Source organism: Parasphingorhabdus sp. (genome assembly GCF_036964565.1).
GTDB lineage: Bacteria > Pseudomonadota > Alphaproteobacteria > Sphingomonadales > Sphingomonadaceae > Parasphingorhabdus.
In genome coordinates, this window is record NZ_JBALTN010000002.1 from 51,936 (window position 1) to 65,052 (window position 13,117).

Annotated in this window: 12 protein-coding genes and 1 pseudogene; 12 read left to right on the plus strand and 1 reads right to left on the minus strand. The window is 60.3% G+C overall.

What is annotated here, in order from left to right; genetic code table 11:
• The first annotated feature begins 66 nt into the window (after window positions 1-66).
• From V7650_RS02265 to V7650_RS02300, 9 genes and pseudogenes are all read left to right on the plus strand, one after another.
• On the plus strand, window positions 67-399 hold the full coding sequence (locus V7650_RS02265; protein ID WP_335654617.1) for a hypothetical protein: 333 nt from the start codon (window positions 67-69) through the stop codon (window positions 397-399).
• Window positions 399-1,913 (plus strand): FAD-binding oxidoreductase, encoded by a 1,515-nt coding sequence (locus tag V7650_RS02270; RefSeq protein WP_335654618.1) that lies wholly within the window; start codon window positions 399-401, stop codon window positions 1,911-1,913. Before V7650_RS02265 ends, V7650_RS02270 begins: the two co-directional genes overlap by 1 nt.
• A 110-nt stretch (window positions 1,914-2,023) precedes the next feature.
• Complete coding sequence (locus tag V7650_RS02275; protein ID WP_335654619.1) at window positions 2,024-2,608, plus strand: hypothetical protein; 585 nt, start codon at window positions 2,024-2,026, stop codon at window positions 2,606-2,608.
• A 249-nt stretch (window positions 2,609-2,857) separates the two neighbouring features.
• Complete coding sequence (gene aspS / locus V7650_RS02280) at window positions 2,858-4,642, plus strand: aspartate--tRNA ligase (protein ID WP_335654620.1); 1,785 nt, start codon at window positions 2,858-2,860, stop codon at window positions 4,640-4,642.
• Window positions 4,643-4,730: 88 nt separating this feature from the next.
• Window positions 4,731-5,585, plus strand: a complete 855-nt coding sequence (locus V7650_RS02285; RefSeq protein WP_335654621.1) for an alpha/beta fold hydrolase — start codon at window positions 4,731-4,733, stop codon at window positions 5,583-5,585.
• A 191-nt stretch (window positions 5,586-5,776) separates the two neighbouring features.
• Window positions 5,777-6,577 (plus strand): tetratricopeptide repeat protein, encoded by an 801-nt coding sequence (locus V7650_RS02290; protein ID WP_335654622.1) that lies wholly within the window; start codon window positions 5,777-5,779, stop codon window positions 6,575-6,577.
• A 130-nt stretch (window positions 6,578-6,707) separates the two neighbouring features.
• Window positions 6,708-7,493, plus strand: coding sequence for a polyphosphate kinase 2 family protein (locus V7650_RS02295; protein WP_335654623.1), 786 nt, complete (start codon window positions 6,708-6,710; stop codon window positions 7,491-7,493).
• Window positions 7,494-7,671: 178 nt separating this feature from the next.
• Window positions 7,672-7,932 (plus strand): annotated as a pseudogene (locus V7650_RS18180) (DUF3391 domain-containing protein); the annotation flags it as partial.
• A 142-nt stretch (window positions 7,933-8,074) separates the two neighbouring features.
• On the plus strand, window positions 8,075-8,965 hold the full coding sequence (locus V7650_RS02300; RefSeq protein ID WP_335654624.1) for an HD-GYP domain-containing protein: 891 nt from the start codon (window positions 8,075-8,077) through the stop codon (window positions 8,963-8,965).
• 60 nt (window positions 8,966-9,025) lie between these two features.
• Here the strand turns inward: V7650_RS02300 and V7650_RS02305 are convergent, their stop codons facing one another.
• Window positions 9,026-10,990, minus strand: coding sequence for a lytic transglycosylase domain-containing protein (locus tag V7650_RS02305; protein WP_335654625.1), 1,965 nt, complete (start codon window positions 10,988-10,990; stop codon window positions 9,026-9,028).
• 141 nt (window positions 10,991-11,131) lie between these two features.
• On the opposite strand from V7650_RS02305, the gene dapA reads away from it, so the two are divergent.
• From dapA to V7650_RS02320, 3 genes are read left to right on the plus strand one after another with little or no spacing between them, the layout of a single operon-like run.
• Complete coding sequence (gene dapA / locus V7650_RS02310; RefSeq protein WP_335654626.1) at window positions 11,132-12,007, plus strand: 4-hydroxy-tetrahydrodipicolinate synthase; 876 nt, start codon at window positions 11,132-11,134, stop codon at window positions 12,005-12,007.
• Entirely contained in the window at window positions 12,007-12,489 is a 483-nt protein-coding gene (gene smpB, locus V7650_RS02315) for an SsrA-binding protein SmpB (protein ID WP_335654627.1), read from the plus strand. Before dapA ends, smpB begins: the two co-directional genes overlap by 1 nt.
• Window positions 12,482-13,096 (plus strand): DUF2062 domain-containing protein, encoded by a 615-nt coding sequence (locus V7650_RS02320; RefSeq protein WP_335654628.1) that lies wholly within the window; start codon window positions 12,482-12,484, stop codon window positions 13,094-13,096. Before smpB ends, V7650_RS02320 begins: the two co-directional genes overlap by 8 nt.
• The last annotated feature ends 21 nt before the right edge of the window (window positions 13,097-13,117 follow it).

Here is a 13,117-nt window from a genome sequence, read left to right on the forward strand (position 1 = left end):
TCCTATACAGTGGGCGGCTGATCCCGCAAACATTTCCTCGAAACAGGGTATAATCGGGGGAAGATCATGGCATTTTGGTCACTCATTCTGATCGTCTTGCTGGCCTTGCTCTTGCTGGGGCAGGTGATGACATTGCATGGCGACGCCTGTCTGGCAATTGCTGATCCGCGGCCGATTGGCGGCAGGACCATCGAGATCACGATATTGGCCTGGGGCTTTGCCTCGCGGCGGGGCCAGGCGCTGCAGATTGACGACTGCGAGCGGCTTGGCATCAACGACATGCGCTTCTTCATGACCGGCAAGGCAGTGCTTCTCTGCCTGGTGACCTTCGGTTTCGTCCGGAAAGTCAGCATCGCCTATCGTTGCTATGCCGGCGATGCCGATGTGGGAGACGCCTGATGGCGCGGGTCGTCCATCTGGGTCATCAGGTCTGGACCAACTATCACCAGACTGCCGCCTGCAATGTCAAGGACCGGATCGAGCTGGCCAATGGCGAGCAGATCAATGGCCGGGCCCATCTGAAAGCTGTGGCCGAAACCGTGCTCGATTTGCTGCGGGAGGCGAAACATTATCAGATTCCGGTGCGGCCGATCGGGGCGGGCTGGTCACCGGCGCCGATCAATATGGCCGAGGATGGCTGGCTGGTGGAAACTTTGCGGCTCAACCGCACCTTCAAAATCGGGGCGAGCAATCTACATGAGGATTGCGATGTCCCGGCAGAAGCGCTGCTGCTGGTGCAGGCGGGAGCGACGGTCGATGAAGTCTATGAAAGCGCCGAGGAACTCGGCCGGTCGCTGCGCACCGGCGGCGCCAGCAATGGCCAGAGCTTTGCCGGAGCCTGCGCGACCGGCACCCACGGCAGCGTTTGGCAGGCTGGCGGCATCCAGGATCATGTCCGCGCCGTGCAGCTGGTGACCCCGGAGCGGATATTGTGGATTGAGCCGAAGCAGGGCGTGCTGTCCGATGATTATATTGCGCAGACCGGTTCGGAGGTGATCCGTAGCGACCGGATATTTGCCGCCGCCCAGCTGCATGTCGGCGCGATGGGCTTCGTCACGGCGATGCTGATCGAGACCGATCCGATCTATATGGTGCAGAATATCCAGAAGGCTGCGAAGATAAGGCGTGAGCATATCGACTGGCTGTGCCGCGGTGAATTCCGGAAATTTTCTAATGCATTTGGATTGCATGAAGAGCCATATTTTCAGCAGCTTATCATGAATCCCTTTGACCCATTCGACAAAAAAAGCCTGCTGCGCTTCCTCTACAAACGTCCCTATGATGCCAGCATCCCGCCGCCACCGCCGGGCGATATGGGCGCCGGCTATGACGCCCTGACCCTGCTCGGCAAGGCGATGGCGGAAAGCGATTTTTTCAAGGCGGAAATATTGCAGCTGGCAATGGAGCAGGCCTATCCAAAAAACCGCGACGTCGATGATCCTCCGGCGATTGCTACCTGGGGCCATACGACCGAGGAACATTCACCGATCGCCAGCCTGTTCAACGGATCTGTGACAATGGATCGCAGCAAGCTTAGCGAAGCCTTTGATTTGATTGTCGACGGCTTCCGGCGGGGCGGAGGCGGAACGGTGGTGACCCTGCGCTTCGTCAGGAAGGCCAAGGGGCTGCTGGCTCCGGCGCATTGGGCGGACAATGTCGTGATCGACTTTGACGGGCCTAACGTAGAATCCAGCCACAGCGGCTATAAAAAAGTCGTCGAAGCGCTGGACGACGCCGGCATCGCCTTCACCCGCCACTGGGGCAAGACCAACAATCTCGACGAGCGCCGGGTGAAGCGCGATTACGGGCAAGATTTCGCCAACTGGAAATGGGCGCAGGCTCAAGTGATGCCGGATCCGGCGGATCGGCAGGTGTTTGCCAATGATGAACTGGTGAAACTGGGGTTGATTTAGGTTGTCTGATAAAAAGTAGGCTGAGGCTGCCCTTCTGCAATCGCCCCAATCGCGGTCGTTCGATGCATCGATCAAACTTCCTGATAGCGGACATGGAGCCATGTTGATAAGTGGCTAGGATGTTTTCCGCTGGCTATCTTCTGAAACATGTTGTGCCGCCGCCCGGATGGCTCCGTGGAGGTTCGAACCACATCGACGATATTTGCAGCGTTTCGGACTGTGTTAACGACAACGTAGTTGATGTGCAGGAAGCGTGGCAACACAACAGCTTTGGGGTTGCCAACAGTCCAGACGTGCTTCGGTCGCTCGCGGAAAAAACTGGTGCCGACACGAGTGGGGCCAGGCTGTTCTACTATACAACCTATGAACACGAACTTGAGTCAGATGGTTGGAAGTTTGACGCAACCTCTTGGCGTCCGAGATCGCCTGCCCGTTCAGCAGGTGTAGAAGATGCTGTCGAACCTCCAGCAGACAATGATGCCCTTTCGCTGATTGGATATGACGTCGTTGTATTCGGAGACTATCTCGAACACTCGCCGCTGTCCTGCAACTCGGTAGCCGACCGACTGCAAGTTAACGAGCATTGCCTGATCCCTAGTCTTGACGGGGCGGTCGAGGCCGTCAACGCTGGCTCGTTTGGAGGTGGCTGTGAGGAAGGCATATACACTATCTTTGCAGTGTATCTGGTGAACTGATTTGTCGAATGGCAGGTGTGCCACTCTCTTTGCGCAGAATCTGCATTTGAGCAAACCACCCAATCTCTGCCGTTCACCAAAGCCAAAGCCAGAGTCCGATTCCGCAATACCCCTGACATTCAAAACTCTGCATCCTGTGCGGCGCGCAGCCCCTTCCACCAATCTCAAGCCTTGACAAATGGCCCGCAGACCTGTGTTACGCCTCCAATCTTTCCAACTGGGAAAGTAGCCAATTTCCAAAGGTCCATCATGCACGCATATCGCACCCATAATTGTTCCGCGCTTCGCTCCTCCGACGTTGGCGAGACCGTCCGGCTGTCCGGCTGGATCCACCGCAAGCGCGACCATGGCAATCTGCTGTTTGTCGATCTGCGCGACCATTTCGGCCTGACCCAGATCGTCAGCGAAACCGGCAGCGAGGCGTTCAAGATGCTGGACGGGGCGCGCGTGGAATCGGTGGTTACGGTCACCGGCAAGGTGGTTGCCCGCGATGCGGAAACGGTCAACAAGAACCTCCCGACCGGCGAAGTCGAACTGGTTGCCGATACCGTCGACATGCAGGGTCCGGCCGAAGAACTGCCGATGCCGGTGTTCGGCGAGCAGGAATATCCCGAGGATATCCGCCTGCGCTACCGCTTCCTTGATCTGCGCCGCGAGTCGGTCCACGCCAACATGATGCTGCGCTCGAAGGTCATCGCCAGCCTGCGCAAGCGGATGACCGATCAGGGCTTTACCGAGTTCCAGACGCCGATCCTGACCGCGTCTTCGCCGGAAGGCGCCCGCGACTATCTGGTGCCGAGCCGCGTCCATCCCGGCAAATTCTACGCGCTGCCGCAGGCCCCGCAGATGTTCAAGCAGATGCTGATGGTCGCCGGTTTCGACCGCTATTTCCAGATCGCCCCCTGTTTCCGCGACGAGGATGCCCGCGCCGACCGGTCGCCGGGCGAATTTTACCAGCTCGATTTCGAAATGAGCTTTGTCACCCAGGAAGATGTGTTCCAGACGCTGGAACCGGTTCTTGCCGGCGTGTTTGAAGAGTTTGCTGATGGCCGTTCGGTAACGCCGGCGGGTGAATTTCCGCGCATTCCCTACAAGGAATCGATGCTGAAATATGGCAATGACAAGCCGGATCTGCGCAACCCGATCATCATCCAGGACGTCAGCGAGCATTTCAAGGGCTCCGGTTTCGGCCTGTTCGACAAAATTACCTCGACCGGTGGCACTGTACGCGCCTTTGTTGCACCGGAAGCTGGCAAGAACAGCCGCAAATTTTTTGACGCCATGAACGACTGGGCGCGCGGCGAAGGGTTCGCCGGGCTTGGCTATATCAACATGAAGGAAGGCGCGGCTGGCGGGCCGATTGCCAAGAATCACGGCGAAGAGGGCACGGCCAAGCTGCTCGCCGATCTCGGCTGCGGTCCTGACGACGGCGTGTTCTTTGCGGCTGGCAAGGAAGCAGAGGCGGCCCGGCTGGCCGGCGTCGCGCGGACCCGGACCGCCGAACAGCTTGACCTGATCGACAAGAATGCCTTCAAATTCTGCTGGATCGTCGATTATCCGATGTTCGAATATGACGACGAACTGAAGAAAATGGACTTCTCGCACAATCCCTTCTCGATGCCGCAGGGCGAGCTGGAAGCGCTGGAAAACCAGGACCCGCTCGACATTCTCGCCTGGCAATATGATATTGTCTGCAATGGCATCGAGCTGTCTTCCGGCGCGATCCGGAACCACCGGCCCGACATCATGTACAAGGCGTTCGAGATTGCCGGTTACACCAAGGAGCAGGTCGACACCGAATTTTCCGGCATGATCAACGCGCTCAAATATGGCGCGCCGCCGCATGGCGGTTCGGCGCCGGGCGTCGACCGGATCGTGATGATGCTCGCCAACGAGCCGAATATTCGCGAGGTCGTGCTGTTCCCGATGAACCAGAAGGCCGAAGACCTGATGATGAACGCGCCAAGCCCGGTGGCGATGAAACAGCTGCGCGAACTGCATATCCGCGTGGTCGAGCCGCCGAAGGAAGGGTAAGCTCAAATCCGTTAGTGGTGAGCCTGTCGAACCAAGCTTATCGACGAGAGGCACCCTTCGACAGGCTCAGGGCTAACGGAAACAACGCATGACCCATCCCAACGAACATCATTTCACCTCTTCGCACGGCGACATCTGCTATTTCGAATGGGGCAGGGCCGGCGAGGGCCGGTCCGTGCTGCTGCTCCACGCCACCGGCTTTCATGCCCGCTGCTGGGACAAGGTCGTCGATGGCTTTCCGAAGGGAACCCATGTTGTCGCTGTCGATCAGCTGGGCCATGGCCGCAGCGCAAGACCGGAGATCAAGGACTGGGCGATGATTGCCGACGCAACCACGGAATTGGTGAAGTCGCTGGATGTCGCGTTTGATGTTGCTGTCGGCCACAGCATGGGCGGCCATTGCCTGGTCCAGACAGCCGCACAGCTGCCTGACAGCATCAAGAAGCTGGTGCTGGTTGATCCGGTGATCATGCTGAGGGCTTCCTACCAGCAACCATCCGATTTCAGTGCGACCAGCGAGATGGTCGGCAAGCGCCGCAACAGCTGGGCCGGGCCGGATGCGATGTTTGACCGGTTCAAGGATCGCCATCCCTATAGCCTCTGGGACCCGGCGGTGCTGCGCGACTATTGCGAATATGGCCTGCTTGCCGACGGCGAGGGCGGTTTCGAACTGGCCTGTCCACCGCAGACCGAGGCCTCGGTCTACGCGACCAGCCTCTCCCTCGACCCCTGGCCGCTGATCGAAAATATCGGGCAGCCGGTGAAGGTGCTGCGGGCGCCGCAGCTCGCCCCGGGCAAGGCCTTCGATTTTGCCAGTTCGCCGACACCGCCCGAGCTCGCCGACAGCTTTGCCGACGGCACGGATGTCTATCTGCCGGACCTGACCCACTTCATGCCGATGCAGGACCCGGCACGGATTGCGAATCTGATCATTTTCAGCTAATAGGCGGGACCGCAAAATTCAGCGAATGATCGATTGTCAGGGGGTGGGGCATGAACCGGTTGTTGCCCGCAGGAATCACCGCATTGATTGCGATGTTGGGGCTGCCCTCGCTCGCGCGGGCCTAGGTTCTGACCATCGAAGGCCTGACTCCTGCCGGTTCTCCGGACTTTGCCGATATCCGGTCGGTTGCCGTGGACGGATTCGGCGGCCGGGATGGCCGCGCGCTGGCGTTTGAGCTGGAAGACAGGTTGTCTGCGGTGAATATCCTTGGCCAGCCCTATTTTGACGTGATCGGCGGTCGCTCGGCGGTGCAGCCGGATGCGAGCCTTTCGGGCAATGTGACCGCCGACATCACCCACCGGGACACGGTTGCCAAACGGCGGCGCTGCGTAGAACGCGACGCCAAGGACAAATGTACCTCCTACAAGGACATCGACGTGGATTGCCGGACCCGGCTGATCGATTTCCGGGCCCAGATAAGGGCGACCCGTTTCGAGGACGGCCGGACCATCTATGCCGAAAGCTTCCCCAACCGCAACGAGCAGACCGTCTGTTTCGGTGACGATCAGGACTTCGCGAGCAGCGAGACGGTGATCCGGTCGATGATTGCGGACACCGCCGAGGCCATCCGCGGCGACCTTGCGCCGCGCCAATATCGGCAGGACATCCGGATATTGGAAAGCCGCAACGGCATGTCCAAGGCCGACGCTGCGCTGTTCAAGGCGGCGATCCAGATGACCAAGACCGATGCGAGCGAAGCCTGCCGGATGTGGGATGAAGCCGACGCAAACAGGCTGGTCCATCTGTCGCTGCAGTTCAATCGTGCGCTTTGTGCGGAACAGCGCGGCGATCTCGACGAAGCGCTCGCCCTTTATCAGGAAGCGGGCCGGCTCTCTCCCGGTAAGCTGGAAGTGACCCAGGCGCTGCAACGCACCAGCGACCATCGGCGCGCGCTCGACGAGTGGGAATTGCGCCAATCGGCCAAGCCCTGAAATCCAAAATGATGATCAGGGTTAACCGGTTGGCGGTTTGCGCGCATCTGGTATAGGTTGAGCCGGGCAATGAATGCCATGTGCGCTCGTCGCCCTCCGGGCCGGCAGGTTCGGCGCAAACGGAGTGAAGATGACGATAAATCTGTCCGACTTTGAATCCGGCGATAAATTCGACGGCGACTATGAAGCGGCGCTGCAATCTTTGCAGGAACGGCTCGCCCATGTCCATTTCAAGCATATCATCCATGGTAGCCGGTCGATCCTCGTGTTCGAGGGTTGGGACGCGGCGGGCAAGGGCGGAACGATCCGCCGGATGACCGGCGAATGGGATCCGCGCTATTATGACGTCTGGCCGATTGGCGCCCCGACGAAGGAAGAGAAAGACCGCCATTTCCTCTGGCGCTTCTGGCAGAAATTGCCGGGCAGCCGCGAAATCGGAGTGTTTGACCGCAGCTGGTATGGCCGTGTGCTGGTAGAGCGGGTCGAGGGCTTTTGCGAGCCCGCCGACTGGAAGCGGGGCTATGACGAGATCAACGAGTTCGAGGCGCAGCAGATCGACGGCGGTACCCAGCTGGTGAAGCTGTTCTTCCACACCACTCAGGAAGAGCAGGACGACCGCTTGGCCAAGCGGCTCGACACGCCACACAAGCGCTGGAAGATCACCGCCGAGGATTTCCGCAACCGGGACAAGCGCGCCGCGTATCTCGAGGCGATGCACGACATGTTCGAGTTCACCGATACGCGCTGGGCGCCGTGGAAAGTAATCGACGGCAATGACAAGAAGGCAGCCAGGATTGCGGCATTGACCCATGTCGCGGACACGCTGGAGGCGGCGTTGCCGGCCGACCTGCCCGAAGCGGATCCGGAACTGGTGGCATTGGCGAAGGACGCCTTCGGCTACGAACCCGGGAAATAGCCACGGCTTTTTTGGGCAAGTTCGAGCAGGCTGAACGCCTGCCGATGGTGTGCCGGCTCCGCTTGCCAGGCACGATCGGACAAGAAATTTCTCCAAAAAGTTCAATCTGCTACTGAAATAATCGCCACTTCTGCCGTGAACAGGAACAACCATGGAGCAGGATTGAAGGAATTGCCGCGTGCTGCATAAAATCCCGGCCAGCCAGCTCGAGCTGGGAATGTTCGTCCATGCCATGGATGGATCATGGTTTGACCATCCGTTCTGGCGATCGCGGTTCCTTCTGACCGACCCGGCTCAGCTGGAGAAAATCATCGCCAGCGCGACGGTGATGGTCACCATTGACGATTCTCGAGGAACGGCGCCGCCGCTGCCGGAACCAGAGACCCCGCCTGCGCCATCGGCCGAAGCCCGTGCGCCTTCCGAATCGGAGCCGGTCCCGGCCAGCGCTTCGTTGCAGCTGCGCCGACCCCGGTCGCTGTCTCAGGACATCCAGTTGCCGCTATTCACTCGCCTTTCGCCGCGCGCGCGCGGCCGAGGTCCGCAAGGCATCCGGGGCGATCAAGCGATCACGGGCCGCCGTCATGAACCTGTTTGCCGACGCGCGGATGGGCAATGCGATCAAGTCGGACAAGATGGCCCCGCTGGTCGAGCAGATTGCCAGCTCGGTGACGATCGATCCGACGATCATCCTCAATATCGCCCGTCTGAAGACCAAGGACGAATATACCTATCTCCACTCGGTTGCCGTTTGCGCGCTGATGGTCAACCTGGCGCGGAAGATGGGAATGGCCGAATCGGTGATGCAGGAGGTGGGCATGGCGGGGTTGCTGCACGACGTCGGAAAAACCTCGATCCCGGACAATATCCTGTCCAAGCCCGGCAAGCTTGATGACCTTGAATGGATCACCGTTCGCAACCATCCGCAGCGCGGCCACGACATCCTGTCCGCCTCGACCGGAATTGGCAGCATCGCGCTCGAAGTTTGCCTTCGGCATCACGAAAAGATGGATGGCACCGGCTACCCGGGCGGCATCCCGGCCGAAAATCTAAGCGTTTACACGCGCATGGCGGCGATCTGCGACGTGTATGATGCCATCACTTCCCAGCGGTCCTACAATACCCCCATGTCCGCTTCCCAGGCGCTTGCGAAAATGCAGTCCTGGTCGGGTCACTTCGACAAGATGATCCTGCGGGATTTTATCGACAGCCTTGGGATCTTGCCGGTGGGAACGCTGCTGCGTCTCGATCGCGACGAACTGGCGATGGTGGTTGGCGAGTCGCCATCCAACTACGCGGCTCCGATCGTCCGCCGCTTCTATTCCCTGCGCGGCCATTGCGAGATTGAACCGAAGGATCTGGATATCGGACGGATCAAATCCCGCAGGATACTCGCTATCGAGGATCCCGAAGACTGGGGGTGGTCAGACTGGTCGGCCTATTCCCAGAAGCTCCTGGCAAAAACCGCGAGTTGAGGGAAGGCGGTCAGCAGAGACAGTGCTGCTGCGCGTGATCCATCGAGTTTTCGTAACCGCTCACCCGGGGCTGTTCTTCCCGATATAGCGCGTCAGCGGCGTGTCGCTGCGGATCGTTGGGCCGCGGGGGTTCTTGGTGTCATAGACAACTGCATTCTCGAGCACCCGTTTGACGTAATTGCGCGTTTCGGAAATCGGAATCTCCTCGATCCACTTCACCCAGTCGATACCGCCCATGCGAGGGTCGCCATTGGCGCGAAGCCATTTGTTCACATTGCCGGGGCCAGCGTTGTAGGCTGCCACCGCAAGCGGGTAGCTGCCGCCGTAATAGGAGAGCATCCGCTGGATGTAGCCGCTGCCAAGCTGGATATTATATTGCGGGTCATCGGTCAGGGACGACAGGTTGTAGGACAGATTGGCCTTGCCCGACTGTTCCCGGGCGGTGCCGGGCATCAGCTGCATCAGTCCACGCGCACCGGCATGGCTGATTGCGCCTTCCGCGAACTGGCTTTCCTGCCGGGTGATTGCGTGAATGATGGTCCAGCTGCTTTCATGGCCAAATGGTACCGGCATCGTCGGGAAGGATGTCTCGTCGATCGGGCCGACACCGGAACTCAGCGCGCTGATTCCCTTGATCACGCCAAGATCGCGCGCGCCGGTGCGAACGGCAAGGTCGCTGAGCAGCATATAGTCCTTCGGCGTCTTGGCATTATAGGCGAGCGCCCGGTTGAAGCGGATCTGCTCGCGCCACGGACCGGTCCGGAACGAAGCCTTGGCGGCGATGACCAGCGGCTCGCTGTCGTAGGCCCTGCGATCCTGGTCGGTGATCTCGACCGCCGGCTTGCGGTTGAATACCGGCAGCGGGCGTCCCAGCCGTTCCAGCGACAGCTGGCCATAGAAATAGTCCGGAAATGCCGCGGCCTTCTCGAAATAGCCATTGGCCCGGTCGGTCTGGCCGGCTTCCGCCGCGGCGCGACCCGCCCAGTAATAGCCCTTCGAAGTGATATTGGGCGAGTCATAGGATTGCGCGTAAAGGTCGAACATGGGCACCGCCTTGGCCGGCTGGCGCATGCCGTTCAAAGCCGATGTGCCGGCGATCCAGGCGAGGTCGGAATATTTATCGCGCACACGTGAATTCTGGTCGGCGATCGGGGTCGGGACCGGATAGGCATCCTCGATTTTCGAGGCAATGTCATAAGCGACCGTCCATTGGCGGTCGTTGGCGGCGGCTTCGGCATTGATCAGCAGCGCCTCGAACCAGGTTTCCGGCATCGCCGGCTTTACCCGCAGTGGCAATCGCGTGGCCAGCAACTGGCGTGCCGCATAGCTCTGGCCGCTGTTCCGCAAATAGCGGGCGCGGTCGGCGAGATAGCCGGCGTCATCGCGGGCAATGGTACCGACTGCGGTGGCCTGTTCATTGGCATCGCTGGCATCGGTCAGCTGGGCCAGCCTGGCCGCGAACACGGTCCGTCTGGCAGGGGATGTAAAGGCCAGTTGCCCAGCGGCATCCCGCGTCGCCCGTGCCCAGAGGAGCGCATCCATCCGCGCGTCATGGTCGTCCATGCTGAACGCGGAACTGAAGCGCGCCATCAGTGCGGCCTCGTCCTCGTCGGTCAGGGTTCCGCCCCGCCAGGCCGTACGGGCCCATTGCTCAGCCTTGTCACGCTGCCCCGCGGCGAGCAGGGCGACGGCATATTTTGCCGCACCCGCGTTGGTAATCGGCTCGAACCGAGCGAAATAGGCAAGGACACGCGACGGCGAGAAACTGTTTATGTTGATCGCCTGTTCGGCGTTGCGCTGCATCCGCGTATCTTCCGGCCAACCGGGAAAGGTGACCAGGAAACCGGCATAATCCTCGAACGAATAATTGTCCGACTGGGTCAGGACGCGCCAGCGCTGCAAACCCAGCACGGGGTTGCCGCCGGTCGGATCGGACAAGCCGGCGTCGCTGTTCTGCCAACCGAGCTGTTCGCCGAGATTGTCTGCCGCCATGCAGGTCGCGGGGGCCAAAAGCAGCGATGCCATAAGAATTCTTGATACCATGCTGGACATTTTACGCTTAGGCTCCTTATCAGGCGCTGAACGGCGAACTATATCGCCGTTAATGATGGAAAAGACTTGGTGTCGGCTTTGCCGATTTCCAAGGCAAACATAAAGGATTATTAGATGTTCTCGGGTTCAATTCCGGCTCTGGCGACGCCCTTTCGCGATGGATCGTTCGCCGAAGACCAGTTTCGCGCTCTGGTGGACTGGCAGATCGAGCAGGGCAGCAGCGCCCTTGTTCCCTGCGGCACGACCGGTGAAGCATCGACCCTGTCCAACGCCGAACACCATCGTGTCATCGAAATCTGCGTCGAGCAGGCAGCAGGGCGGGTGCCCGTTATCGCCGGCTGTGGCTCGAACGACACGACCAATGCGCTCCTGCACCTCAACTTCTCCAAGAAATGCGGGGCCGCGGCAGGGCTCGTGGTCGCGCCCTATTACAACCGGCCCAACCAGCAAGGGATCACCGCCCATTTTACCACGCTGACCGAGAATAACGATCTGCCGCTGGTTCTTTACAATGTACCGGCGCGGACGGTCACCGACATCATGCCCGACACCGTGGCGGCGCTGTCAAAGCTGCCCAGCGTGGTCGCGATCAAGGATGCCAGCGGTGATCTCGACCGGGTGACCGAGCATCGTCTCAACTGTGCCGATGACTTCGTGATGCTTTCGGGGGTGGATGAACTGTCGCTGGCGTTCAATGCGGCCGGCGGGATCGGCTGCATTTCGGTGACCGCCAATGTCGCGCCGAAACTCTGCGCTGAATTTCAGGCCGCCTGTGCTGCGGGTGATTACGAAAAAGCGCGGGCGCTCAACGACGTGCTCTATCCGCTGCACAAGGCGCTGTTCTCGGATGCCTCGCCAGGCCCGATCAAATATGCCATGTCACGGGTCCTGAAGGATTTTCCGACCGAGCTTCGGCTGCCGATGACGCCGCCGTCACCAGCCAGCTGCAAGGCGGTTGACGCAGCGCTGGAAGGGGCAGGGCTGGTCTGATGGCAAAACCGCGGCCGGAGGAATTTGACAAGCAGAAGATCGTCGCCGAAAACCGGCGCGCGCGCTATGATTATTTCGTCGACGACAAGTTTGAGGCCGGGATTATGCTGACCGGAACCGAAGTGAAGTCCCTGCGCTTCGGGTCGGGTGCGATTGCCGAAAGCTATGCCGAGGTGAAGGATGACGAGATCTGGCTGATCAACGCCAATATCCCGGAATGGAGTCACGGCAACCGCTATAACCATACCCCGACGCGGCCGCGCAAATTGCTGCTCAACCGTCGCCAGATCAACAAGCTGCACGGCGCCGTGATGCGCAAGGGCATGACCATCGTGCCGCTGTCGATCTATTTCAACAGCAAAGGCCGGGCAAAGCTGGAGCTGGCGCTGGCCAAGGGCAAGAAGGCACCCGACAAGCGGCAGACAGAAAAGGATCGCGACTGGAAAAGGCAGCAGGGCCGGCTGATGCGCGAACATGGCTGATCACAAACCGAAGGTGAAGGACAAGGACTTCGCCGCGCGCACGATCAAGAATGCGGTGCAGTGGTTGCAGCGAAAGATGCCGACCCGTGCGGGTATGGAGCGGAACAAGTTTCTCAAGCCGATCGCCCACCGGTTTCTGCGGTCGGAGCTGTGGCGTTTCACCAGGCGCTCGGTGCCGCGGGGCGTCGCCCTTGGCATGCTGGCCGCCTTCCTGGTGCCGGTGGGCCAGATATTTGCCGCGGTTTTTCTGGCACTTCCGGTTCGCGCAAACGTCCCGATCGCGGCGCTGACCACCTTCATCACCAACCCGCTCACCTATCCCTTCTGGATCGCCGCAGCCAACCAGGTGGGCCGGTTCGCGCTGCAGGTCGATGCGCTGACCTCGAGCCGGCCGATCAACACGCATATTCAGAGCGAATTTGGCCAGTGGCTCAGCTGGCTGGTCCGCGAAGCGGGGGTCACGGCCTTCGGCTTTCTGCTGTTTGCCATTGTTTTCGCCGCCATCGGCTACCTGGTCAGCTCGTTCGGATGGCGCTGGTGGATCGGTCACAAGAGAAAGGGACGGCTGAGTCAGATTCTCGCCGATCGGGCCGGCGATGGCCAGTAAGGCGCCGACGACCAGCGGGTT